Consider the following 25,287-nt stretch of genomic DNA (forward strand, 5'->3'; position numbering starts at 1 on the left):
CTCAGCAGGCAAGGGTTAAAGCCCCGACTGGCTCACAGCCGTCAGCCTGGTATAAGTCAAATTACTAACCGTAATCCCGGTAGCCGATTTGATAAATAGCCTGCTCATTGGCTTATCGGGAAAGAAAATATCCGTCATTACGGTAAGCCCATTATCGGCAAATACCTCGACAGAAGCCGCATCGACCAGGAGGGTAAGTGAAATTTTGGTTTCCAGCGACAAGCGTGGGGCTGTATGACGTTTACCAAATCCCTTTTCGAAGTCTGTCTTACCCGAACGGCTACGGTCGAGGTAGTAACCTTTCCCGGCTTTATCATAGCCGATTACTACTTCGTTACCCTGGTCATTAGCCAACACAATGGAAAAATCAGTGGTGTTTTGGGTAGTCAAATCCAGTTTGAATACACCGGAATCATTTTTTGTTTTAGGGGTCAAATCATACTGGCCTTTCACGGGTACATTCTTTACTGACACCGCCGGACCATTGAGCACATCCAACTCGTTAACGGGAGTAGATGTAAGGTAAAGCTCTTTGTTGACTTCATTTAAACCAAGTGTCCGGGGCACAGTCATGGCGCTGCGCCAGGGAGAGGTAGGCACAACGCCGGCATACTGCCAGTTGCTCATCCAGCCCATCAATATCGTTCGATCACCCGTATTGGCGAACGTCACTCCGGCATAATTATCGGTTCCGTAATCCATCCATTTCGTTTTGCTGGAATACGGTTTAAAGCTCTTGCCATCAAAATCGCCCACAAAATACTGCGTAGCCGAGCCGCCATTTGGTCCGCCGGGATTGACACTCACCAGCAACACCCAACTCTTCTTGCCGTTATGTTCCAATGGAAATAAATCCGGGCACTCCCATACCCCTCCATGCGCACCCAGATGCTGCCCGAAATCACTTTCTCTGGACCAATTTTTAAGATCTGGCGACGAATAAAAGGTGACACGATCTTTGGTAGCCAGCGTCATGATCCATTTCTTCTGCGGCTCGAACCACCGCACTTTAGGATCACGAAAATCCGTTATGCCGGGATTGGGCAACACGGGATTACCGGCATATTTGGTCCAGGTTTTTCCTTCATCGAGGCTATAGGCCAGACTCTGGTATTGAAACTTATCCGATTTCTCTTTCTCTAATCTGGAATTATGATGTGTAAAAATGGCGACTAATGGGGTCTGCCCATTTTTTCCAAACCTACTGGTATTGGCAACATCAACCACTGCGCTACCGGAGAAAATCCACCCTAAACTGTCCGGATACAAGGCAATAGGCTGCTCCTGCCAGCGAACCATATCTTTGCTGGTGGCGTGTCCCCAGTGCATAGGTCCCCAGGTAGTCCCATCCGGGTAGTATTGAAAAAACAGATGATACGTTCCTTTAAAATAGACCATCCCGTTTGGGTCATTCATCCAGTGTGCCTTAGGCGAAAAATGGTATTGAGGTCGGTACAACTCGGGTTTCAGGGCCGTGTGGTTCGCCTGGCCATAGGAGAAATGACGAAGTAAAGCCAGCAGAAAAGAGTATAGGAGCAGGTTTCGCATGATATGTACGTGAGTTAATTCGAGGATAATGTGGAAGTTACCAGCCAGAACGGGATTGAAACGGCAGCGGTCGACCGCTTAACGCAAAGGCTTAACCCAGTTGTATTGTGCGGGACAGTTGGCCGCGGCCGTTTCATCCTGGTCTTGGCTGGTACAAATTAACGTCCTTCGTGGATTGATTAAAAGCCGGGATTTTGCTTGTAAAGGCCTTTTGTAAAGTTAATTTCCCGCTGTGGAATCGGCAGGTATTCATCGCGGCCCGCGGTAAATTTCCCACCACTCAGAAAAGATCGCCGGGGTATTTCTTTTGCCAGATACGCGTTCAGCGTTGGTTCGGCAATACCCCACCGAACCAGATCGAAGAAACGTGGACTTTCCAGAGCAAACTCAAGCCTGCGTTCCCACTGGAGCGCTCTGCGGGCGTAGGACTGGGTCCATTTAGCAGCATCATAAGGCTTAATGAGATAATTCGAAGGGTCAGTCCCGTCTGCTTTTTTGGTGCGTCCGGTACTGGCCGCAGCTCTGGCGCGAATTGCATTGATCAGTGGCAACGCCTGAGCCTGTTGCCCTAGTTCGATATACGCTTCGGCCTGCCAAAGCAACACATCGGCATAGCGAATAATGTCGATATTTTTCGAGCTACCAATAAAGGGGCCACTTTTCTTGTACGATGAACTGGTCGCCAGTTGCTGCTCTTTCATGCTCTGAAAAAACCCATACGTACCGGCATCCCGTATCCAGCTGGTACTGAAAGGCAGCGATGCATTGTACTTGTAAGGATGGCCATCGATGCCAATACTATGATCAACGCGGGGATCGACGGTGGCGGTTTTGAAGTCAATAATTCCCTCATTAAACGTATCGAATTTGGGAAGGCCATTGGCATCCGTACCAAATGCATTGGCCAGGTTCTGGCTCGGCTGGTGGAAGCCGCAACACCCGTATTGTGGTGCGCCATGAGGATAGTTTAGACCCGTCTCAAAATTAAGCCGGCCTACCGTCGTTCCGTCATTGATCGAATATTGAACCGCAAAGATGGATTCGACGCCATTATCAAATTCAGGCAGGAAGTTTTCGGCAAAATCAGGCTGTAAGCTGTACTTACCCGAGTTGATGACCATATTGGTCAGGGTGACGACCTGTTGCAATTTGTCTTTATTTATGTTGACAACCTTGTTGTTATCGTCCTGCTCATACGCCTGATACAACCGAAGTTTAGCTAAATACGCAGCCGCTGACAATTTGTTGGCCCGGCCTACCTGAGTCTGCGTTAGGGGTAAGTTGTCCATGGCAAACTGGAAATCTGTCGCGATTTTATCCCAAAGCTGGTCGTTCGTCAGAGCTCGATTGGAGGTAGCCAGAATCTGGTCGCTCGACAGGGTTTCGTCAACGTAGGGAATGTATTTGAACAACATTTTCAGCATGAAATGAGCGTGTCCCCGCAGAAAACGTAACTCTGCCGTACGTATCTTCTTCAGAGGAAACTGAGTATCCGTCAGGTCATTAATTGACCGCAGGGCAACGTTGGCACGGGAAATAACCCGGTAATATTCCTCCCAGGTGTAGGGGTGCATCCACCCATCGCCCTGCTGAGGCTGTGTCAGATTGTAATGCTCGTACAAATTGATATCCTGTACATCACCCACGCCACCACCGCCTTTGTAGGCGTCGTCGGAGCGAACACTCCCATATACCCACATGCTGGCGATGGGGCCAATCATTTCACCGTTACCTATGGCAGCATAAGCCGCCGTGACGAGTGCATCGGCATTATCAGCACTCTTGATGTTGTCGGACGACAGCGTTCCCTGGGGCTGATAGTTCAGAAAGTCTTTGCACGATATGAACAGGCTTCCACCTGCCAGAACGAGAAACGAAAGAAGAATTTTATTTTTCATTGTGGATTCCGTTTTAGAAAGAGACATTTAAACCGAACGTGAATGTGCGGGGTACTGGAATCGAGTTAACATCTGTCCGTTCGGGGTCGGGTCCCAGAAAGGTTTTGCTTTTCAGCCAGAACACGTTCTCGATCATGCCATACAGCCGAAGGCCAGACAACCCAAGTTTCCCAATCACATCTTTCTGGACGGTATAGCCCAACTGGATGTTCCGGATTTTGAAGTACGAGGTGTTCACGTTAAAATAATCCGAGGTGCGGGTTTCATTATTGGCATCGGCCAGCGTCAGGGCAGGAATTCGTGAGGCTGTATTCTGAGGTGTCCAGGCATTGAATACGCCCGGCCCTATGTTATCGCGCCCCCGGATAAAGTTGTTGTAATAGGTATAGGTGTCGAATCCTGTCCGGCCCGTAATGCCGGAGCCGAAAATTGAAAAGTCAAAATTCTTGTAGCCGAGATTGATGCGAATACCGTATTCCAGGCCAGGAAGCGTAGTACCAAAGAATTCCTGATCGAGCGCATCGATTTTACCATCGCCGTTGAGGTCACGGTAGCGAATCCGGCCCGGAGCCGCGCCGGGCTGTTTGGCCGAATTGTTTACCTCTTCCTGACTCTGAAAAAGGCCGTCGGTCCGGTAACCAAACAAATCCAGTTGGGAGTGGCCGATGATCGTTGTCACGGCGTTGCCTGCGTAGGCCGAGCGGACTTCCTCCGGCAACACGGTTATTTTATCCCGGAATCGGGCTAAATTCGTTGAGACGCTGTAAGTAAAATCACCAATTGGTTTGCCGGTATAAGCCAGCGAAAGTTCGAACCCTTTGTTGGTCTTGGTAGCGCCGTTCACGTACCGTAACTGCCCTTCACCGACCGCCGATGCAACGGGCGGTTTGATCAGAATATCGCTGGTCCGGCGGGTGAAGTAGTCAAACGAACCGGCCAGGCTACCGTTTAGGAAGGCAAAGTCCAGTCCAAGGTTTAGTTCGTCGGTTGTTTCCCATTTGAGGGCCGTGTTTGCCCCCTGCGTTTGCACAAATCCTGAGGGCAGAGTACCCGAGTTTGCCCCATTCAGGTCGTAGGCTGTCCCCACGTTGGCAAACTGATCGAAGAAACTCTGGTGTCCGTTGGGCACTTGTGACGCCAGCAAGCCGTAGCGCGGCTCGAATAAGCCAAAGCGGGCCAAATCACCGATATCCTGATTACCAATCCGGCCAACACCCGCCCGCAGTTTGAGGTTGCTGATGGCTTTTACACCCTGCATGAAGTTCTCTTTATCGATACGCCAGCCGACCGAAGCCGCCGGGAAGAAGCCATATCGATTGTTTTCGCCAAAGCGAGAGGAACCATCCCGGCGTAAGGTCAGTGCCGCTAAATAACGATCACCAAAACCATAGTCGATGCGGGCAAATTGAGACAGCAGGCGGCTTCCGGTCGCGCTTCCATTGCTGCTGGCATTCCCCGAAGCGGCACTTAAGACAAAATAATCCTCAGTCTGGACGGCAAAGTTTTCCCGATACGAGATTACATCATTCTGGTTGTCTTTAATGGCTTCGACACCGGCCAGTACATTGAAGCGATGGGCACCCAGATCAAAATTATACCGCAACGTATTTGTCCAGGTAAGACTCATGAACTGGCTCGTATTGAGTGTTAGGCTATTCAACGATCGGGCAATAAATCCGTTCTGGAACGACTGTTCGATGTTCTTATTGAAATAGTTGGTACTGTTCATGCCCAGGGATGACCGAAAAATCAGCCCTCTGACGGGTTCGATCTCCGTGAAGATATTCCCAAAGACAATTGTCCGATTGATTTTATCCCAGCGGTTGATATACTGCATATACAGTGGATTATTCCGATCCGAATAACCTGCACCGATGGGCCCGGCATAGTCGCCCGTTTTGGTATAGAGGGGAATGGTAGGCGCCAGGGTAACGGCCAGGCCGGGGGTTGGCGCACCGCCAAGATCAGTGGCAACGGGGGTTTCTCTGGACGAGGTCAGTTGCAGATTTACACCTATTTTAAATCGGCCGTCGAATTTGCTGGTCAGGCCATTGATACGGCCCGTAACCCGGTTATAGCCTGTATAGCGCAGCATACCTGTATTGTTCAGATAGCCCACGTTCACCAGCAGGGAAGATGATTTCGTCCCTCCCGAAATGGTCAGGTCGTTATTGGTAACAATACCCGTTTTGTACATAACGCTCTGCCAGTCGGTATCGCCAGACGGGACATTCGGGTCACCCCCAACAAAGGGTTGTACCGTAACACTGTTGAGTTTTGGATTTTTATAATCCTTGTTCCAGTCAAAATTATAAATCTGACCAAAACCATCGGCCGGGTCGACGCCATCGTTGACCGACGCCTGCCATAGAGCCCGACCCCGATCAACGGAATTCAGCATCTTGAACCGTTGCGACTTTTCAGACTGTGTCGAAATGCTGGTATTGAATTGAACATTCAGCTTCCCGTCCGTATTGAATCCATTTTTGGTGGTCACGATAATGACCCCGTTGGATGCCCGCGACCCGTAAATAGAAGCCGAAGAGGCATCTTTCAACACCTGAATCGACTGAATAGCGGATGGATTGAGGCTTTGAAATACCTGTGAAACCTTCGTTGGAACACCGTCAATTATATAGAGTGGATCGGTATTCCCAAGCGTGTTGGCCCCCCGAATCAGAATACGGCTGGCTTCGCCCGATGGTGTTCCCGACTTCTCGATGTATAGGCCCGGCACGCGACCCTGCAAGGCTTGCATGGGGTTGCCCGAACTGGTATTTTTGGTTGTCGCCACATCAACGATGGCGACGGCTCCGGTCAGATCCTGCTTTCGGGATGTGGTATAGCCCAACACGACAACTTCGGCCAGTTGACCACCCTCGGCCAGTAACACCGTAACGTTGTTGGTATTTACGATGGGTACTTCCTGCGCGGCATAGCCAATAAACGATACTGTTATGCTGGTGGCATTTTGTGGCACCGACAGGCTGAACTTTCCGGTGGCGTCAGCAACCGTGCCCGTTGTTGTTCCCCGAATGACAATACTGGCTCCGGGGAGTGCTCCCTTGTTTTTGGCATCGAGAACGCTTCCTGTGAGGGTGCGCTGGGCCAACGCTAGTTGCAGGGTTAACAGCAGGATGGCGAACGTAAACAGGTAGTTTTTCATGCGCATACATAAATTGATTTAGGTGGATTAAATCGAAATGGATATCCCGGATTAAATCGGGGTGGTGGATCGTATAGTGGATACAATAGTTTCCTCAGTAAAAGCGGGTGTTGCCCCGTGCTGCGTAGCGACGTAAGAGCCTGTGGCGCAGGCAAACTCCAGTGTTTTCTGGGGAGACGCTCCCCGGATGGTTTGGTAGAGGAAGGCAGCCAGAAAGGCATCGCCACTGCCAATGGTATCAGCTACGTCAACCGGGAAACCAACTTGGCTATGCAAGCCTGCCTGATCCAGCAACACGGCTCCATGCTCGCCGAGCGTGACAATGAGTTTATCCAGCTTGAAGTGACTGCGCAACTGATGCATGGCCCGGTGCAGATCGTTTTCAGCGCCATACCAACTCGCCAGCTCGACCAGCTCGTGTTCATTTAGTTTGACAATCGTGGCCTGGCTAAGCAATTCCTCAACCGTAGCCCGGTTGTAATGGGGTGCCCGCAGGTTTACGTCGAATACTTTCCGGGGAGCAACGGCCAGTAAGGCCATCAATGTTTCGTGTGTTTGCGGGCTTCGAGCCGCTAAACTGCCATAAACGAAGAAATCGCTGTTTCGAACGACATCGGGTAGCTCCGGTTCGAGTTGAATGTAGTCCCAGGCTACGGGCTGGACAAGCTTATAGGTCACTTCATTCGAATTCGATATATTGGCTTTGGCGACCCCCGTAAGGTGTGTCTGGCCAATCTGAACCAGGTTGAGTGGAAGGCCTTTCTGGTCAAGAAATTCGAGCAGTTCACGGCCTAGGTCGTCGCTACCGACTCGACTAATGATTTGAGCGTTAAGACCGAAGTTTCGCAGATCGGCCGCGACATTCATGGGCGCGCCACCGGGCTGTTTGCTGGTTGGCAGGACGTCCCACAAAATTTCGCCGAAACAGGTTATTGTCGAGGTCATCATCGAGAGAAATTTGAGTTATGGACTAGTGAACGACGAATGTTTTTTCAATCTGCTCCAGACTGGTGCCTTTCGTTTCGGGCATGAGCCGGACAACAAACAGGAGTTGGAGGATCATCATGATGGTGAAGAAGAGAAATGTGTTTCCCCCGCCGAAGTGCTCAGCCAGATACGGGAACGTGAAGGTGATAATGGCCGCCATCAACCAGTGCGTAAAGCTCCCAAGGGCTTGCCCGCTGGAGCGCACTTCGTTGGGAAATATTTCGGAGATAAACACCCAGATTACGGCCCCCTGTGAAAAACCGAAAAAGGCAATGTAGCCGAACAGCAACAGGGGCACGGTCATGCCGCTGAAGTCTTCTCCATAAAAAGCCCTGGCGACCAACCCCAACGTCACAATCAGCCCCACAGACCCAATTTTCATCAACGTCCGCCGACCATACCGATCAATCAGGTTCATCGAGATCATGGTAAAAATGAGATTGATCAACCCAATACCCGTCGATGACAGAAGCGCCGAACTTTTGCCCAGTCCCGTCATTTCAAAAATTCGGGGGGCGTAATAAATAATGGCGTTGATACCAGATACCTGGTTGAAAACAGCGAACAACACGGCCAGCATGACCGGCGTTTTGTAGTTCCCAGAAAACAACCCGGTCGATGCCTTTTTCGCCTGATGACTGGCCTGAATGTCGGCCAGCGTTTGTTCGGCTGTCGCGGGGTCAATCATATTCAACACTTCGCGGGCTTCTGCCACCGAATCGCCGGACCGGTCCCCTTTTTCGAGCAGCAACCAGCGTGGACTTTCGGGAATGTTCAGCACGGCAATCAGGAAGATCAGCGATGGCAAGGCCTGCACCCCCAGCATCCAGCGCCACGACTCCTCACCAATGCCCTGCAACAGGTAATTTGACAGGTAAGCGATCAGAATGCCGAGTACAACATTAAATTGAAAGAGGCCAACCAATTTGCCCCGAGACTTCGCGGGCGAAATTTCCGTTATGTACATAGGCGCGGCTACCGAGGAGGCCCCAACACCCAGTCCACCCAGAAAACGAAAGACAAGAAAAACGCTCCATTCAGTAGAGAGCGCCGTTCCGATAGAGGCCAGTAAGTATAAGATAGCGATCCAGAACAGCGTTTTTTTACGACCTATCTTCTGGGTTGGGATACCTCCGAGCATGGAGCCGATCACCGTACCGATCAGCGCAATGGAAACGGTGAGTCCGTGCTCCCATACGTTGAGGTGCCACAACGATTGAAGCGACTGCTCGACCCCAGAAATAACGGCCGTGTCGAAGCCGAAGAGAAAGCCGCCCAGAGCAGCGGTAATTGACCAAAAAAAGATTCGTTGTTTCTGACTCATAGCTAATGCAAAGCGGATGGTTGTCCGAGTAACTTCGAGTCAAAACTAACGGATGGCTAAAAGGCAGGCTTTCGGGAATCGTTCAAATACTTTCGAAATAAGTCAAATTGAGTAATGTATTGGTTTACAATCAATTAGCCCAACCTCAATAAAATTACTTCTACTTTTGATACACGGAATTTCGATTTTGTTTCAGGAAAATTTTAGTCGTAAAATCAGACCTGTCTAGTCACTTGAACAAGTCATTTAAAAATTAAAACCTATTTCCTATCACGCTCGTTTTACCTGCAATGAGGCCGCCAGGAATGATATATGATGCAGATGTACTGATTATTGGCGGAGGCCTGGCAGGCTTAACGGCTGCTATTCATTTGGCCAAATCAGAGTTGCGCGTCATACTGCTGGAAAAATACACCTATCCCCAGCACAAAGTGTGCGGGGAGTATGTCTCGAATGAAGTCCTCCCCTACCTGCAACACCTCGGCATAGACATTGATGAACTATCGCCAGCCCGCATTCACCGTTTTCTACTGAGTACAGCTACTGGAAAGACCGTTGAGAGCAAACTTCCCCTGGGCGGATTTGGGGTTAGTCGACACGCGCTCGACCATTTCTTAGCCAATACCGCCCGCCGGGCAGGCGTTGTTCTTGAACAGCAGACGGAGGTAACGGATGTTACGTTCGCAAACGATGCTTTTACCGTCACGACATCGGCGAAAAAAAACTACACGGCGACCATCGTCATTGGTGCCTATGGAAAGCGCTCTCAGTTGGACAAACGGCTGCAACGACCGTTTTTCCAACAGGAATCGCTCTGGCTGGGCATAAAAGCGCACTACCGGGCTACTCTTCCCAATGACCAGGTGGCCCTGCATAACTTTGAGGGTGGCTATTGCGGGCTGTCTCAGGTTGAGAACGGAATTATCAATGCCTGTTATCTGGCAAATTACCGCAGTTTCAAGTCGTTTAAGCACATCGACGCGTTTCAGAAACAGGTACTTAGCAAAAACCCATTTCTTCGCGATTTTTTTACCGAAGCCACCCCTTTGTTCGATAAACCCCTGACCATCAGCCAGATTTCGTTTTCACGGAAACAGCCCATTGAAAATCATGTGCTCATGTGCGGAGATACCGCCGGGCTGATCCATCCACTTTGCGGCAACGGCATGGCCATGGCGATTCATAGCGCCAAACTGGCCTCTGAATTGATCGTCCGGTTTTTCGAGGGGGAGCTACCCAATCGCCTATCGCTGGAGACGCAGTATGCCGCAGCCTGGTCGGCAGAGTTTAAAGGGCGGCTTCTGACCGGGCGAATTGTGCAGTCAATTTTAACCTCGCCGGGAGTTACATCTGCTTTGCTAACAGGCTTGCAGCTAGCTCCCGGCCTGTTGCCGCTTATTATCAAGCAAACCCACGGCCAGCCTTTGTTGGTTAACCAAAAGCCGGTTTCGGCGAGTAACTCATTGTAACGTCCATAAACACATTCGCATGTTTTTAAGTACCGCACAGCGCACATCCAAAGAAGAGATTATGGATGACTTTTCGTTAGAAGGCGATGTGTTGCGCGACGCGTTGGATAAAATTGCAGTCATTAATCAGTGGTTGGGTGGCAACAGCATTACCCTCGATGGGATTAAGGAGCTGATCAAAGACTGGCCTAAAGAAAAAGCGCTTTCCATAGTTGATGTGGGCTGCGGCAACGGGGATATGTGTCGGGCCGTGGCCAATTTTGCCAAACAGGAAGGGCTTACGGTTCAGATCTTGGGGATCGATGCGAATGCGTACACCATCAATCACGCCCGGGCTTGCTCAACGGGTTATTCAACGATAGCGTATGCCGTACAGAATATATTCGATGATGAGTTTACGGCTGCCGATTATGATATTGCGTTGTGCACGCTGACCCTGCACCATTTTAGTGACAAAGAAATTTTGTACCTGATGGGTCTGTTTGCGAAAAAAGCTAGACTTGGCGTCGTGGTCAACGACTTGCAGCGCTCGGCCTTAGCTTACCGGTTATTCCAACTCATTTGCTTTGTTTTTCGGCTCAACGACATGTCCCGCGAAGATGGTTTGACGTCCATTTTACGCGGGTTCAAAAAGCCGGAATTAGTGTCTTTTTCAGAACAATTACGGGTAAAAACCTATCGTGTTACCTGGCGGTGGGCTTTCCGCTATCAATGGATTATCAAAAACATATGAGTGTACGCATAGCGGCCGTTGCAAAATCATTACCCCAGAACTGGCGGGATACAAATGATATTTTACCGTTTCTGGATGCCTGGCTCGACGGACAGGAAACCCGGTTTCAACGGAAAGTAAAGAAGATTTTCGAGAACGCGGCTGTTGATCGGCGTTACTCCATTATGAGCCCAACCGAAGTATTTTCCGAAACGTCTTTTGAAGAAAAAAACGCCATTTATAGCCGTGAGTGCATTAAATTAGGCGAAGATGCCTTAACCAAAGCCCTGGCTAAAGTAAATTGGAAAACGACCGACATTGACTACCTCATTACGGTAAGCTGCACAGGCATCATGATTCCGTCGCTGGATGCCTATTTGATCAACAGCCTCCAGTTGAGACAGGACATCGTTCGGTTACCCGTCACGGAAATGGGCTGTGTGGCGGGCGTTTCGGGCATTATCTACGCGAAGAACTTTTTGAAAGCGAATCCGGGAAAGCGGGCGGCCCTGCTCGCGGTTGAATCGCCCACGGCTACCTTCCAGTTGGATGACTTCTCGATGGCTAACATCGTTAGTGCGGCTATCTTTGGCGATGGTGCGGCCTGCGTACTGCTGTCGTCTCACGAAGATGATCGTGGCCCGGAAGTGGTTTCGGAAGAAATGTATCACTTCTATGATGCCACGCATATGATGGGTTTCAATCTGACAAATAGTGGCTTGCAAATGGTGCTCGATAAAGCCGTTACGGAAAATATTGCGGCCCATTTTCCGGCGATTGTCCACCCTTTTCTGGCGAAGAACGGGCTGGTTATCAACGATATCACCCACCTGATTTTTCACCCCGGCGGACGCAAAATTGTTGAAGTTGTGCAGGAGTTATTCGGTAAACTGGGCAAAAACATCGACGATACCAAAGAGGTGTTGAGGCTTTACGGAAATATGTCGAGCGCTACGGTACTTTATGTGCTGGAGCGCTTTATGGATAAACCCCTGACCGATGGCGATTATGGGCTTATGCTAAGTTTTGGTCCAGGCTTTACGGCGCAACGCGTTTTGTTACAGTGGTAAACGACTTTAAAGACAGTAACTATTGGGCGGTTATTCTGGGCGGCAGTACTGGCTTAGGGCTGGCTACGGCCCGGAAACTAGCTAAACACGGCATGAATCTCTGCCTTGTACACCGAACCCGGAAAACCGATTTACCCGACGTCAGTCGTGCTTTTTCCGAACTGGAAGCTAAAGGCATTTTGCTCAAACACTACAACCTTGATGCCACCAACCCCGAGAAGCGAACAAGTGTCATCGACGCCCTGACCGACGCTCTGGGCGAAGCGGGAAAAGTCAGAGCCCTAGTGCACAGCATTGCCAAAGGCAATTTAAAACCCATCGTCTCAACGGAGCTGCGGCCACTTCAGCACGACGACTTCGTCCTGACTATCGACGCCATGGCAATTAGCTTGTACGACTGGACTAAAGCACTTTTCGCGGCTGATTTATTCTCGTCCGATGCTCGTGTTATCAGTTTCACCAGTGAGGGCAGTCAGAAAGCCTGGGCCAATTATGCGGCTGTTTCGGCGGCCAAAGCTGCCCTGGAAGCGATATCCAGAAGCATTGCGCTGGAATTGGCCCCGTTTGGCATTCGGGCCAATTGCATCATGGCAGGTGTTACGGACACCGCTTCCCTGCGACTTATTCCGGGTGCCGATGCGTTACTGAACCACAGCCTGCAACGGAACCCCTTTTCACGGCTAACTACCCCCGACGACGTGGCCAATGTAGCGTATTTGTTGTGCAAAGACGAGGCTGCCTGGATCAACGGTACTGTGATTCCGGTCAATGGCGGAGAACACCTTCAATAAACGTATACCCTGTGCAGGACTTTACATACATTCAGCGAAAACTACCTTACGCCAAGCCTTTTTTGTTTGTCGATTCGCTGCATCATGTGGATGAAAACGGGGTGGAAGGCAGCTATACGTTTCCGGAGGATTCTTTTTTTTACCAAGGGCATTTCAAACAGGGGCCCGTCACGCCCGGTGTCATCCTGACGGAAGTCATGGCGCAGATCGGCGTCGTTTGCCTCGGCATTTTTTTGCTCGATCAAACGCTGACCGATGCTATTGGTATTGCCATGACAAGTACGCAAATTGACTTTTATAAGCCCGTTTTTCCGGCAGAAACCGTTATGGTTCGATCAACAAAAGAGTATTTTCGATTTCAGAAGTTAAGGTGTAAAGTCGAGATGCTGAACAGCCGGGGCGAACTGGTTTGCCGGGGCACTATTTCGGGAATGATGAAACCGAACAATCATGCGTAAACGAGTTGTTATTACGGGTCTGGGTGTAGCCGCTCCCAACGGGGTGGGCATTCCTTCCTTTTTAGAGGCTATTCAGGCAGGGCGAAGTGGCATTGCCTTTCAGCAAAACCTGGCTGAACTTAAATTCTCGTGTCAAATTGGCGGTATTCCACCTGTTACAGACGCCATCAAGCAACAGTATTTTACCGAATTACAACTCCGTCAGCTCAACAGTAGCGGCATTATTTATGGCGTCATTGCCGGTATGGAAGCCTGGCAAAACGCCGGCCTTCCGATTGCCAGCGATGAACCTGACTGGGACAGTGGCGTTGTCTTTGGCACCGGCATTTTAGGCATTGACAAGTTCAGAGAATCAATCTATAAAGTCGATGACGGGCAGGTCAGGCGGTTGGGCAGTACGGTTGTTGTCCAAACCATGACGAGTGGTGTTAGTGCCTTTCTGGGGGGTATGATCGGTTGCGGCAACCAGTTAACCGCGAATTCGTCGGCCTGCGCGACCGGCACGGAAGCTCTGCTGCTCGGTTATGAGCGCATTGTAAATGGCCAGGCAAAACGGGTGCTGGCTGGCAGTTGCAGCGATCACGGGCCTTACATTTGGGGCGGCTTCGACGCCATGCGCGTTATGCCGTATCAGTTCAACGACACGCCCGAACGGGCATCGAGACCGCTGAGCGCCACGGCAAGTGGGTTTGTTCCCGGCAGCGGAGCCGGTGCACTGGTTTTAGAATTGCTGGAATCGGCTCTGGAACGAAAGGCGACTATTTATGCAGAAATTCTGGGCGGTCATTTGAATTCAGGTGGCCAGCGGGGCGGAGGTTCCATGACTGCGCCCAATTCATCAGCCGTCAAACGTTGTATTCAGCAAGCATTAGTAGCCGCCAATGTACGCCCCGAGGCTGTTGATCTGATTGATGGTCACCTGACAGCCACTAGCAAAGATGCAGCCGAAGTAAGCGCCTGGTGCGAGGCTCTGGGTCGGAAGGGTACTGATTTCCCGTACATCAACTCCCTCAAATCCATGGTAGGACATTGCCTGAGTGCAGCTGGCAGCATTGAGTGCGTGGCTGCGGTGCTGGAATTGAAACATGGCTTTATTTACCCATCCATCAACTGCGACGACCTGCACCCCGACATTGCGACCTTACTTGCACCGGATAAAATTCCCCATCAGCTACTCAGAAAAGACATTAATGTGGTTGCGAAGGCTAACTTTGGCTTTGGCGACGTAAATGCGTGTGTTATCTTACAGAAGTTCAAGTTGTAAATAAGTAGTATGCAAACTAAAGACGAACTAATCGATACGCTGAAGAGAATTGTTAAACCTTACGTTCAGGATGAACAGGCGTTTGCGCACGTCACCGAGAATACGGATTTTCTGAACGACTTGAAAATAAATTCGGCTAACCTGGTCGATATTGCCCTGGATGTTGAAGAAGAATTCGATATCGTGATTGATAATGAGGCCATGGAACGTATGCTTACGGTTGGTTCATCCATCGACATCATTACTCAGAAACTAGCCGAAAAATTATGATTGGCAATGATATTGTCGATCTGGAGCAGGCCAGCCGGGAAAGCAACTGGCGTCGGAAGGGATATATCGATAAACTGTTTACGCGTCACGAACAACAACTCATCTTCGGCGCACCCGATCCTGATCGCATGGTCTGGCTGTTGTGGAGCATGAAGGAGAGTGCGTATAAACTGGCCGTTCGTCAGACAAAAAATCGGGCTTTTGCGCCCGTAAAGCTTGAGTGTTCAGTTAACGTATCAGCGGAAGCAGCCGCCGAAGGGTACGTCCTGTATGGGGAAAGCTACCAAACCAAGTCCCTTATCACATCTCGGTATATCGCCACAGTGGCCTTTGCCGCTAACACGACCCCTTCTTACAGCCAGGTAATTATTCCCTTTGACACGGCTGATTATCAGCGCCATTCCGATCTTCTACGACAGAAGCTAAGGCAACATGGTTCAGCGTTGTTCCAGACGTCCCCACACAAGATTTGTATAGATAAAGACAGTCTGGGCATACCTGTTTTGGCCATTAATAATTCAGCAACCCTACCTGTCAGCATCAGCCACCACGGCTATTACGGCGCGTATGTCATTGGCTTATAGCCATTTGTCCTAACGGCCACGTTTGCGACCAGCCTTTACAGCAAAGAAATTATTAGGACGTTGTTTTAACTGATGCAATAGACAACTGGTATTAGTCTGGTCTGTGGCGGCTTGCTTTGGATTTATGATCACAAAGCCACGTTAATTATACAAATCTGAAATTACTAGCTTTGTTTATTACCTGGAATCTTGCCAAATCAGTTTTTCTTCTCTTCGAGAAGCGAAAAAGTCTGTACACTTCCCATCTCCCCCACCACTAATGCCACCATCTGGCGAACAGACAATATGGCATTGCTCATCCAGTAGGATGCTCGGAATATCACAACAGCGTTGAGGGATAAAATAAACCAATTGCCCTTTATATGAGTAGCTAAAAACCTTAGCCGGAGGGCTCCATTTATCTTGACTCTTAATTTGGTTGATCATACTCACGATACATTCAGGTGTCCCCTTGGATATCGTATCACTTTTACAGCCTGGAGACGTTAGACCGATGAGGATAATGAACGTAAGATAGGTTCTCATTTGAATCATCGTTAAGGTGGCATAGTTACCAAATAACAGGACTCATTGAACTTACTGATCGTTGGAATGACCTTTCTTTCAGCCACTCGTAAACCAACCTCAACCTACACACCCGTCGGTGATTTCCGGTATTCGGAAGGCGTTTTCTGCGTATGCTGCTTAAAAAACGTTGTGAAGTAAGCGGGTGAACTAAAGCCCGTTTCGTAGGCAATTTCGGCCATTGACTTTGTGCTCTCCGACAGCAACCGCCGGGCTTTTTTCAGGCGAATCTCGGCGATATAATCGATCACATTCATGTCGAGCAGTGCCTGTACTTTCCGGTAAAGCTGCACCCGCGAAAGCCCCATATCCCGACTAAGCCGTTCAACACCGAAAGTGGCATCAGTTAAGCCCTGTTCGATCAGGCCTGTCAGCTCATTCAGAAACTTCTTGTCCTGCCGGTTTCCTCCAGCCGACTGGGCCAGAAAATCCGATGCGTAACGCCGTTGCCACTTTTCGCGATTGGCTAAGGTTGTGCGGATAACTTCGAGCAGGTAAGCGGTATTAAACGGTTTGGTAATGTAGGCGTCGGCGCCGGCCCGAGTCCCCTCTATTCGCTGTTCGATCTGGCCTTGGGCAGTCAATAACAAAACCGGAATATGGGATGTACGCAGGTCGGCTTTAACCCGCTGCGTCAGTTGCAGCCCATCCATCCCCGGCAACATAATATCACTGATGATTAAGTCCGGAATGATTTCAAGGGCACGCTCCCAGCCACTTTCTCCTGTATTTTCCGACACAATGTCGAACTCGTGGTCCAGACGGGCAGCGAGAAACGTTCGTAAGTCATCGTTATCTTCGACAACCAATAAGGTACCCGATTGCCCGGCCGATAAGTTACCGGGAGCAATAGCCTCGTTCTCGTCCTCATCCAGATCAGCCAACAGCCGCTGTGAGACTGGACTGCTTGGATTAAGCGGGTTCCGGGCTACCGAACCACTCATTTCTTCAGGGGATAAATGGGCGTTACCCAGCGGCAGCAGAATCGTGAATGTGGTTCCCTTATCTTTTTCAGAAAGTACATTGATTTCACCCTGGTGCAATTGAATAAACTCCATCGAGAGCGCGAGTCCCAGTCCCTTCGAGAGATTAAACGGCCTGGTTCCGCTGAAAAACAAGTCAAAGGCATGCGCCTGCTCATCGGGTGTCATGCCTTCGCCATTGTCCTGCACCTGAATTCGAACCTGCTGGTTCACCACGTCCAGCCGAACATGGATAAGTCCCCCTTTGGGTGTGTATTTAAATGCATTCGACAGCAGATTCACAATTACCTTATCTAACTTCTCGCTATCGAACCAAACGGGTAGTGTAGGCTTGGCCGGGATAAATTGAAGATCGATGCGTTTTTTTTCGGCCTTCCGTTTGAAATCCTGAACGATGTCGTCAATAAAGGCAATCAGGTCCTGTTCAGCCGTATGCAGCTGTTGTTTCCCGGCATCCGTTTTTCGCAGATCCAGCATCTGATCGATGAGCCGCAACAGGCGGTACGCATTTTTCTGAATCAACGTCAAATTGCTTTTCAGTTCATGTGTGCTCACCGTCCTTTTGCTCAGCAAGTCTTCTGTCGGCGTCAGAATCAGGCTTAAGGGCGTGTTGAATTCGTGGGAGATGTAGGAGTAAAACCGAAGTTTTTCTTCCGTTGCCAGGCGCGCCTGCTGGGATACAGCTTCAATTTTGTCTTTCTGTTTCCGAATTTCTCCGTTCTGATTCTCGAGCGTTCGGTACGCTACTTGTTTTGACCGGAACAGGTATAAAGCCCAGCCACCCAACAAGATTACGACAAGCAAACTGGCCAGGGTGAAATACAGCGTGTTTTTCTGGGATGTGTATGTCTCGGTGAGTTTATCAATGCGCTGACTTTGCCGCTCAATATCAACCTGTTGGGCCAATAACTTATCGCTTTGTGCTTTGAGCGCCCGTATGTTCGACGCATCCACCTGAATCGAATTCAGGATTTGCTCTCGCTTAACGGATTTTCCTTCAAGAACTCGGGTGGCCGTTTCAATGGCTTCCTCACCACCGGTCGGATATAAAAAACTGGCTCTTAATACACCATTCGTAATCGCCTGCATACCCGCATTTGGGCCAGGGAGGGCGTCGATACCCACAAAGTCCAGTTGATGCTGAAGGCCGTTTTGCTTCCAGACTTCGGAAGCGCCGAGCGCCATCACATCGTTGTGCGCAAACAAGACGTCCGCTTCCTTCAACGCCTTTAGCTCAGACGCAACAACGTGCCGGACAGTATCCCGCTCCCACTGTCCATTCAATTCTTTAACGACCCGTATGTTCGGAAACTTCCGTAGCTCTTCCCGAAAGCCCCGATGCCGCTCCTGCGCAGGGGATGAACTGGGTAATCCCCATACTTCGACAACGCGCCCCCGCCCTTTCAGGTAATTGCCAATAAACGTACCGGCCAGTCGACCAATCTCGACATTGTCACCGCCAATGTAGGCGTTATAGGACTCAGTCTTAATTTTTCGATCCAGCAAAATAACCGGTATTCCTTTTTTGAAAACGGCTTCGATAACCTTGGTAAATGGAGTCGTTTCGTTAGGGGAAATAATCAGCAAATCAATCCCCTGATCGACTAGCGATTGCACCTGACTTATTTGTCTGGCGGTACTATTACCAGCATCTTCGTAGAGGAGGGTGTAATTGGGGTGAAACGTCAATTCCCGTTTCATATCGTTGAGCATCGTTTTCCGCCACTCATCGCCCCCGGTGCACTGCGAAAATCCGATTTTATAAATCTCGGGCTGCGTTCTTGATTGACAGTTTCCCAATAGCAGGCAGCTTGTCAATAGCACTAGTAAACGCTTACCCTGCTGTCTAAAAATGAGTTTTATCAGGAGGATTGCGTTACCTATTGCGAAACGACAGAGTGGACTACTCATAAAAGAAAAGCCAAATTTCGGCACTGTCCAAAGATAATGTATAATGAATTGAATGCCAAAGCGGTATTCCCGTACGCTTTGAGCCAACCTGGTCATAACCAAAAGGCTTGAATTCAGACGAGGCTGCACTTGGCCAAACAAATTTTCATACTCCTGAACAGACACTCGTTCAACGAATTATTCTTACCGATATTTCAGAACTCTCCCTTATCTTGCAAGCCCCAAAAAAGATAACTAAAACACGAATTTATGCAACAAAAAATACGTCGTGAAGATGCGCTTGCGTATCATGCTAAGGGCCGCCCTGGAAAGCTCGAAGTTATTCCAACTAAAGATTATAGCACGCAGGCTGACTTATCCCTGGCCTATTCCCCCGGCGTAGCAGAGCCCTGTCTGGCCATCGCTGAGAATCGCGAAGACGTCTATAAATACACGGCCAAAGGTAACCTTGTCGCCGTAATCAGCAATGGAACGGCCGTCCTTGGCCTGGGTGATATTGGGCCGGAAGCCAGTAAGCCCGTGATGGAAGGCAAAGGGCTTCTGTTTAAAATTTACGCCGACATCGATGTATTTGATATTGAACTGGATACAAAAAACGTCGATGAGTTTGTCCGGATGGTCAAGATTCTGGAACCTACGTTTGGCGGGGTCAATCTGGAAGATATTAAAGCCCCGGAGTGCTTCGAAATCGAAGAACGACTCAAAGCCGATCTAAACATTCCGATCATGCACGACGATCAGCATGGCACGGCCATTATCTCGGCGGCTGCTCTGCTAAATGCGCTTGACATCGTCGGTAAAAACATTCAGGAGGTCCGAATTCTGATCAATGGTGCCGGTGCATCGGCGATCTCCTGTACCAAACTCTATGTATCATTGGGTGCCAAGGTCGAAAATGTGGTCATGTGCGACAGTAAGGGCGTTATCCGGGCTGATCGCACCGATCTGGATGAGCGAAAGTGCTTATTCGCGACTTCCCGCAATCTGCATACCCTCGAAGAGGCTTTTGTGGGTGCCGATGTATTTGTCGGACTCTCTAAGGGGAACACCGTCAATCAGGACATGGTGCGCTCGATGGCCAATGACCCGATTGTGTTTGCGATGGCCAACCCCACACCCGAAATAAGTTATGAAGAAGCCATTGCTGCCCGCCCCGATATTATCATGGCGACCGGTCGGTCTGACTACCCCAATCAGGTCAATAATGTACTGGGGTTCCCGTACATCTTCCGCGGAGCCCTCGATGTACGCGCCACGGAAATCAATGAAGCTATGAAGCTGGCGGCCGTTCATTCGCTGGCGGATATGGCGAAGAAACCAGTTCCCGACCTCGTTAACATGGCTTATGGCACAGACAATCTGATGTTTGGCCGACATTACATCATTCCTAAACCCGTTGATCCCCGCTTGCTGGAAACCGTTGCCCCGGCTGTGGCCAAAGCAGCGATGGAGTCGGGTGTGGCCAGGCAACCCATTACAGACTGGGAAGCTTACGAAAGTCAACTGGCCCGCCGATTGGGTCAGGATACGCGCATTTCACGGGTTATCAACAACAAAGCGCGGACCAATCCGAAACGGGTCGTTTTTGCCGATGCCGAGAACCTGAAGGTGCTGAAAGCCGCTCAGCAGGTGAAAGATGAAGGCATTGCCCAACCCATTTTACTGGGAGAAACGGCTATGATTCAGGATATGATTACACAAAATAACCTGGACCTGGCCGATGCGACAATCATCGATCCGCGCGCTCCTGAACAACATGAGTTGATCGAGCAGTTTGGCGAATTGTTTTACCGGAAGCGTTACCGCAAAGGGGTGAGTGCAGCCGAAGCACGGAAACGGATGCTGTCGAGGAATTATTTTGGTGCCATGATGGTCGAAACAGGTCAGGCCGACGCGCTCATTTCAGGCCTGACGCAGAGCTACCCCGATACCATACGGCCCGCCCTGCAAGTGATTGGCAAAGAACCGGGCGTTCAGAAAGTGGCGGGTATGTATATCCTGCTTACGAATCGGGGGCCGCTGTTTTTCTCTGACACCACCGTCAACGTAAACCCGTCTGCGGAAGACATTGTCGAAATTACGGAACTGACGGCCCGCGCCGTCGAACGGTTCAATATCAAGCCGCGTATTGCACTGGTTACGTATTCAAACTTTGGCAGTGCCAAAGGCGAAGACGCTGACAAAATGCAACTGGCCGCTGAGATTCTCCAGGCCAAACACCCCGACATGGTTGTAGATGGTTCCATGCAGGCGCATCTGGCCTTCAATGTAGACTTATTGCGGCAAAATTACCCACTCAGTAAACTGGTAGACGAAGGGGCGAACACGCTGATATTTCCTAACCTGTCAGCGGCTAACATCGCTTATAACCTCATGCGGGAAGCCGCTGGCCCTCGCTCGGTTGGCTTCGATGCCATTGGCCCCATTCTGCTGGGCATGCGGAAACCGGTCTATGTGCTTCAGCTTGGTTCGTCGGAGCGTGAGATCGTCAACATGGTTGCCATTGCCGTTGTTGAAGCGCAGGGCGTCAGTTAGGTCGGTGTGATCCCTACATCGTATCCGCCGTTTCTCAGGTAAGAAACGGCGGATACGATGTAGGGAATGGTCAACTAATGACTTAAGGACCTTATCAACAGTCCATTATGAGAAAGTTTTGTCATCCCGACGCAGGAGGGATGACAATAACTGCTATCTACTATTCACGTAAATAATGTAGAATTAAATTGAAGGTTCACAAAGCTGATCGCTCTAACAATCAAGCGTCACAGTTCTCAACGGCAGCAAGTTACCTCCTCGTCAGGGCCGTCCGGCGGGAGTCGAGTTTAAGAAAAATGAACAGCAAAATGGAAAATGACCAGAGCGACGAGCCTCCATAGCTGAAAAATGGCAAGGGAATCCCGATAACGGGCATAAGGCCGATGGTCATGCCGATATTGACCATGACGTGGAAAAAGATAATTCCCGCCACACAATAGCCATAGACGCGGGCAAACTTCGTCCGTTGTTTTTCAGCCAGCACAACAATGCGGGAAACCAGCCCGATAAACAGGGCAATTACAACAAACGCACCCACGAAGCCATGCTCTTCACCGATGGTGCAAAAAATAAAATCAGTGCTCTGCTCGGGTACAAAGTCAAACTTCGTTTGCGTTCCTTCCAGAAACCCCTTTCCCTGAAGCCGCCCGGAACCAATGGCGATCTTTGCCTGGGTTACATTCCAGCCCACGCCAAGTGGATCAATTTTTGGGTCAACCAGCACTTTGATCCGGTTGCGCTGGTGCTTTTGCAGGACATTGTTCACGAAGAAATCAACGCCTGTGACGTACCCGATCATAACAATACCGACCAGCCCCATCGCCAGTAAATTGGTCAGGGTGCGGTTGTAGCGGGGCATAAGCAAAATAACCAGCGCGAGCAACACGCCGATGCCAATAAAAATGTACAGCTTTGGGAAGACCAGCGCCAGCACAAACAAAGCAGCTGCCGTAATACCAACGGCGGGAATCCAACTGGGTAGGCCCTCCCGATACAGCATGATCACAAATGAAGCAAATACCAGCGTTGAGCCCGTTTCGTTCGATGCCAGAATAAGAATACAGGGCAGGACAATAATCCCTCCGATAAACATCAAATCCTTTCGCTTGGCCAGGTTGATACCCGGCACATCCAGGTATTTGGCCAACGCAAGGGATGTGGCAACCTTAGTAAATTCAGCGGGTTGAATGGTAAACGATCCAAACTTAAACCATGACCTCGACCCATTGATGTTGGTTCCGGCAAAAAGAACCAGAATCAACATCAGGATCATAAAGCCATAAAAAACAAAGGCAAATGTGTCGAAAAAGGTATGGTTGACGACCAGAATACAAATAATCAGGATTACAGTTGTACCGATCCACATCATCTGTTTACCGGCATTGGTGGTCATATCGAACAGGCTGGTATGGTCTTCGGGACTATAGACAGCGGCATAGACATTCAGCCAGCCCATCGTTACACAGCCGAAATAGAGCAGCAACGTGAGCCAGTCAATATTTTGTGAAAAAGGGTCGTTATTACGGGCCAATTTGGTTTACGGTTTTTGAATGAGGTTTGAGGTTTGTGGCGGTCCGGCGACAGCCATTCATGCGTCAGCCAACTATAGCGACGGACCGCCACAAACCTCAAACCTATTCCTCTTTCAATTTAAAATAGCGGCTACGACCGGCCTCGACTTAGTAGCGGTCATTAGGGGTTTGGGGGCAGCCGGTTTTTGATCTGTCGTATCTTTTTTGGGTGCAACGGGCTTCTTGTAAACCGGAACTCCACCAACGGGTGGCAGGTAGTTGGACGCTTTGACTTGCTCGTCCAGCTTCTTGGCCTCGGTTTTCCGCTTCAGATAGCGTTCGGCTACCAGAGCCGCTACGGAAGCAGCCGCTTTACCACCCCAGCCCGCATTTTCGACGAATACCGCTACCGCAATTTTCGGGTTGTTCATCGGAGCAAACCCGATGAAAATAGAATGGTCGAATTTATGCCCGAACTTGTTGTTCTGCGACGTACCCGTTTTACCACACAGATCAATACCGTCAATGTTTGCCAGCGGTGTTACCGTGCCATGCGCAACCGCGCCCCGCATGCCGTCAATGACGGGTAAATAATATTTATAGTCGATGCCTGTTTCGTGGTGTTTACGATACTCGTCCGGTACGCCAACACCCGGTTTGTCAAAGCCTTTGATAAAGTGGGGTGTAATGTACCAGCCCCGATTGGCAATGGTGGCGGCCAGGTTAACCAGTTTCAGCGGGCTGATCAACAACTCACCTTCGCCAATACTTAATGAATAAACGTTCGAAAACTTCCAACGCAACGACCCGCCATAGGCCTTATCGTAGTATTCCGGTGTTGGCAGATTGCCTTTCCGTTCGGTTGGCAAATCAATGCCAAGTCGATCAGCAATCCCGAATTTCTCGGCCATATCGTGCCACTGCCGTAAGCCGATTGCCGATGCCTTGAAGGTGTTGTGCTCACCGTTGAAGTAAAGAAACTTCCGGAATACATAATAGAAATAGGGGTTGCAGGAGTTCTGAACCGCCCCACGTAGATTATTACCCCCGCGACAGTGGCAGCGCATGGGCGAGCCAGCATGCCCATAGACGGTCGTTGGCAGAAGGGACCCCTGTTGCTGGGCAATCAAGGCCTGAATTAGCTTAAACGTTGAACCAGGCCGGTAGCTGGCCATAACAGGCCGGTTGATCAGCGGCTTATACGGATTCTTGATCAAGGCCCGGTAGTTTTTGGAGAAAAACCGACTCGACAACAGATTAGGGTCATAGGTTGGCGCCGACACTGACACCAGCACTTCGCCCGTTGCTGGTTCTACCGCCAGCACAGCCCCTACTTTATTCTGCATCAGGCTATCAGCGTACTTCTGCACCTCGACGTCAATGCCCGTAATCAGGTTCTGCCCCGCTACGGCCAGGGTATCGAATTCGCCATTTTTCCAGGAACCTTTGTTAACCCCCCGGACATTCTGCATCATGAACTTAACGCCCCGTTTTCCGCGCAACTGCTCTTCATATTGCTCTTCCAGCCCGTTGTGGCCAATGTAGTCGCCCTGACGGTAGTAAAGGATATCCTGATTTTCGAGTTGTTTTTTGCTGATTTCACTCACGTAGCCCAATGCGTTTGCCAGCGTGTGGGCCGGGTATGTACGCATGGAACTAATGACGGGCTCAAAGCCCCGGTAATCGACCAGTGCATCCTGAATCCGGGCAAAATCTTCTTTGGAGAGCTGCCGCAGAAATAGCGACGGCTTAACCGGCGAGTAATTCTTGGCCAGCCCCATGATGCTGTCAAATTCGGACAAACTCAAGTTCATCATGCGGCAAAAAGCCAGCGTGTCCGGAATTCTGACCTGTTTGGGCGTAACATACAGGTCGTAAACGGGGGTGTTGTAAACGATGAGTTGGTTGTTCCGGTCGTAGACCTGCCCTCGGTAGGGAATCTCGACCACTCGCTTAATGGAATTCTTGGACGCCCCCAGCGAGTAGGTGTCGTCCAGCACCTGTAAATAAAACAATCGGGCCAGATACGTTAATCCAACCAGGCAAAAAACGCCGATAATAACCCACTTTCGATTCTCTAACATGAGAATAAACTCCTTTCAATCAAGCTACGTACTCTATACAAAGTTAGTTTAATAACGACGAGTTCGGTTGTCAATGATGAATTATGAATGATAAATTATGACTAGAGACGCACGGCTGCGATCAACGCTTTTTCGCATCTTTAATCATTCCTACTTCA

The 25,287-nt window shown here is 50.0% G+C and carries 18 protein-coding genes; 9 read left to right on the forward strand and 9 right to left on the reverse strand.

The window, feature by feature from the left end; translation table 11 throughout:
• Positions 1-15: 15 nt before the first annotated feature.
• From SD10_RS17135 to SD10_RS17155, 5 genes are all read right to left on the reverse strand, one after another.
• Positions 16-1,548, reverse strand: a complete 1,533-nt coding sequence (locus SD10_RS17135; protein ID WP_046575375.1) for a glycoside hydrolase family 32 protein — start codon at positions 1,546-1,548, stop codon at positions 16-18.
• 179 nt (positions 1,549-1,727) lie between these two features.
• Positions 1,728-3,446, reverse strand: a complete 1,719-nt coding sequence (locus tag SD10_RS17140) for a RagB/SusD family nutrient uptake outer membrane protein (protein ID WP_046575376.1) — start codon at positions 3,444-3,446, stop codon at positions 1,728-1,730.
• Positions 3,447-3,459: 13 nt separating this feature from the next.
• Positions 3,460-6,612 (reverse strand): SusC/RagA family TonB-linked outer membrane protein, encoded by a 3,153-nt coding sequence (locus SD10_RS17145; protein ID WP_046579681.1) that lies wholly within the window; start codon positions 6,610-6,612, stop codon positions 3,460-3,462.
• A gap of 51 nt (positions 6,613-6,663) precedes the next feature.
• On the reverse strand, positions 6,664-7,557 hold the full coding sequence (locus SD10_RS17150) for a carbohydrate kinase family protein (protein WP_046579682.1): 894 nt from the start codon (positions 7,555-7,557) through the stop codon (positions 6,664-6,666).
• 25 nt (positions 7,558-7,582) lie between these two features.
• Positions 7,583-8,923, reverse strand: coding sequence for a sugar porter family MFS transporter (locus tag SD10_RS17155; RefSeq protein WP_046575379.1), 1,341 nt, complete (start codon positions 8,921-8,923; stop codon positions 7,583-7,585).
• A gap of 305 nt (positions 8,924-9,228) precedes the next feature.
• On the opposite strand from SD10_RS17155, the gene SD10_RS17160 reads away from it, so the two are divergent.
• The 8 genes from SD10_RS17160 to SD10_RS17195 are packed head-to-tail and all read left to right on the forward strand — an operon-like array spanning position 9,229 to position 15,541.
• The gene (locus tag SD10_RS17160) at positions 9,229-10,392 is read left to right on the forward strand and encodes an NAD(P)/FAD-dependent oxidoreductase (RefSeq protein ID WP_046575381.1); all 1,164 of its coding nucleotides are present in this window, start codon (positions 9,229-9,231) and stop codon (positions 10,390-10,392) included.
• A gap of 19 nt (positions 10,393-10,411) precedes the next feature.
• Entirely contained in the window at positions 10,412-11,125 is a 714-nt protein-coding gene (locus SD10_RS17165; RefSeq protein ID WP_046575383.1) for a methyltransferase domain-containing protein, read from the forward strand.
• Positions 11,122-12,174 (forward strand): type III polyketide synthase, encoded by a 1,053-nt coding sequence (locus tag SD10_RS17170; RefSeq protein ID WP_046575385.1) that lies wholly within the window; start codon positions 11,122-11,124, stop codon positions 12,172-12,174. Before SD10_RS17165 ends, SD10_RS17170 begins: the two co-directional genes overlap by 4 nt.
• Positions 12,168-12,965, forward strand: a complete 798-nt coding sequence (locus tag SD10_RS17175; RefSeq protein ID WP_046575386.1) for an SDR family oxidoreductase — start codon at positions 12,168-12,170, stop codon at positions 12,963-12,965. Before SD10_RS17170 ends, SD10_RS17175 begins: the two co-directional genes overlap by 7 nt.
• 11 nt (positions 12,966-12,976) lie before the next feature.
• Positions 12,977-13,423 carry a 3-hydroxyacyl-ACP dehydratase FabZ family protein gene (locus SD10_RS17180; protein WP_046575388.1) on the forward strand — a complete coding sequence of 149 codons (447 nt, stop codon included), beginning with the start codon at positions 12,977-12,979 and terminating at the stop codon, positions 13,421-13,423.
• Positions 13,416-14,687, forward strand: coding sequence for a beta-ketoacyl-[acyl-carrier-protein] synthase family protein (locus SD10_RS17185; protein WP_046575390.1), 1,272 nt, complete (start codon positions 13,416-13,418; stop codon positions 14,685-14,687). The genes SD10_RS17180 and SD10_RS17185 overlap by 8 nt, the downstream gene beginning before the upstream one ends.
• 9 nt (positions 14,688-14,696) lie before the next feature.
• The gene (locus tag SD10_RS17190; RefSeq protein WP_046575393.1) at positions 14,697-14,957 is read left to right on the forward strand and encodes an acyl carrier protein; all 261 of its coding nucleotides are present in this window, start codon (positions 14,697-14,699) and stop codon (positions 14,955-14,957) included.
• Positions 14,954-15,541: a 4'-phosphopantetheinyl transferase family protein gene (locus tag SD10_RS17195; RefSeq protein ID WP_046575395.1), complete on the forward strand. Its 588-nt coding sequence runs from the start codon at positions 14,954-14,956 to the stop codon at positions 15,539-15,541. Before SD10_RS17190 ends, SD10_RS17195 begins: the two co-directional genes overlap by 4 nt.
• Positions 15,542-15,718: 177 nt before the next feature.
• Here SD10_RS17195 and SD10_RS30500 read toward each other — a convergent pair whose 3' ends face one another.
• Positions 15,719-16,075 (reverse strand): DUF6970 domain-containing protein, encoded by a 357-nt coding sequence (locus SD10_RS30500; RefSeq protein WP_394330445.1) that lies wholly within the window; start codon positions 16,073-16,075, stop codon positions 15,719-15,721.
• A 95-nt stretch (positions 16,076-16,170) separates the two neighbouring features.
• A complete protein-coding gene (locus SD10_RS17205) occupies positions 16,171-18,999 on the reverse strand; it encodes a substrate-binding domain-containing protein (RefSeq protein WP_082111741.1) in 2,829 nt (942 codons plus the stop codon).
• A gap of 249 nt (positions 19,000-19,248) precedes the next feature.
• Between SD10_RS17205 and SD10_RS17210 the strand changes: the two genes are divergently transcribed.
• On the forward strand, positions 19,249-21,534 hold the full coding sequence (locus SD10_RS17210) for an NADP-dependent malic enzyme (RefSeq protein ID WP_046575397.1): 2,286 nt from the start codon (positions 19,249-19,251) through the stop codon (positions 21,532-21,534).
• A 250-nt stretch (positions 21,535-21,784) separates the two neighbouring features.
• On the opposite strand, the gene rodA is transcribed toward SD10_RS17210, so the two are convergent.
• Both rodA and SD10_RS17220 read right to left on the reverse strand, forming a co-directional pair.
• Positions 21,785-23,065: a rod shape-determining protein RodA gene (rodA, locus tag SD10_RS17215; protein ID WP_046575399.1), complete on the reverse strand. Its 1,281-nt coding sequence runs from the start codon at positions 23,063-23,065 to the stop codon at positions 21,785-21,787.
• A 114-nt stretch (positions 23,066-23,179) separates the two neighbouring features.
• Positions 23,180-25,129 (reverse strand): penicillin-binding transpeptidase domain-containing protein, encoded by a 1,950-nt coding sequence (locus SD10_RS17220; RefSeq protein WP_046575401.1) that lies wholly within the window; start codon positions 25,127-25,129, stop codon positions 23,180-23,182.
• Between the last annotated feature and the right edge of the window lie 158 nt (positions 25,130-25,287).

The sequence above is a fragment of the Spirosoma radiotolerans genome (assembly GCF_000974425.1).
Lineage (GTDB): Bacteria > Bacteroidota > Bacteroidia > Cytophagales > Spirosomataceae > Spirosoma > Spirosoma radiotolerans.

Bases quoted from the DNA above. Each gene is read 5' to 3' on its own strand.
- SD10_RS17185 (WP_046575390.1), top strand. From the start codon at position 13,416: ATGCGTAAACGAGTTGTTATTACGGGTCTGGGTGTAGCCGCTCCCAAC.
- SD10_RS17165 (WP_046575383.1), top strand. From the start codon at position 10,412: ATGTTTTTAAGTACCGCACAGCGCACATCCAAAGAAGAGATTATGGAT.
- SD10_RS17155 (WP_046575379.1), bottom strand. From the start codon at position 8,923: ATGAGTCAGAAACAACGAATCTTTTTTTGGTCAATTACCGCTGCTCTG.
- SD10_RS17170 (WP_046575385.1), top strand. From the start codon at position 11,122: ATGAGTGTACGCATAGCGGCCGTTGCAAAATCATTACCCCAGAACTGG.
- SD10_RS30500 (WP_394330445.1), bottom strand. From the start codon at position 16,075: ATGATTCAAATGAGAACCTATCTTACGTTCATTATCCTCATCGGTCTA.
- SD10_RS17160 (WP_046575381.1), top strand. From the start codon at position 9,229: ATGATATATGATGCAGATGTACTGATTATTGGCGGAGGCCTGGCAGGC.
- SD10_RS17140 (WP_046575376.1), bottom strand. From the start codon at position 3,446: ATGAAAAATAAAATTCTTCTTTCGTTTCTCGTTCTGGCAGGTGGAAGC.
- SD10_RS17220 (WP_046575401.1), bottom strand. From the start codon at position 25,129: ATGTTAGAGAATCGAAAGTGGGTTATTATCGGCGTTTTTTGCCTGGTT.
- SD10_RS17135 (WP_046575375.1), bottom strand. From the start codon at position 1,548: ATGCGAAACCTGCTCCTATACTCTTTTCTGCTGGCTTTACTTCGTCAT.
- SD10_RS17195 (WP_046575395.1), top strand. From the start codon at position 14,954: ATGATTGGCAATGATATTGTCGATCTGGAGCAGGCCAGCCGGGAAAGC.
- SD10_RS17210 (WP_046575397.1), top strand. From the start codon at position 19,249: ATGCAACAAAAAATACGTCGTGAAGATGCGCTTGCGTATCATGCTAAG.
- SD10_RS17190 (WP_046575393.1), top strand. From the start codon at position 14,697: ATGCAAACTAAAGACGAACTAATCGATACGCTGAAGAGAATTGTTAAA.
- SD10_RS17205 (WP_082111741.1), bottom strand. From the start codon at position 18,999: ATGAGTAGTCCACTCTGTCGTTTCGCAATAGGTAACGCAATCCTCCTG.
- SD10_RS17145 (WP_046579681.1), bottom strand. From the start codon at position 6,612: ATGAAAAACTACCTGTTTACGTTCGCCATCCTGCTGTTAACCCTGCAA.
- SD10_RS17150 (WP_046579682.1), bottom strand. From the start codon at position 7,557: ATGACCTCGACAATAACCTGTTTCGGCGAAATTTTGTGGGACGTCCTG.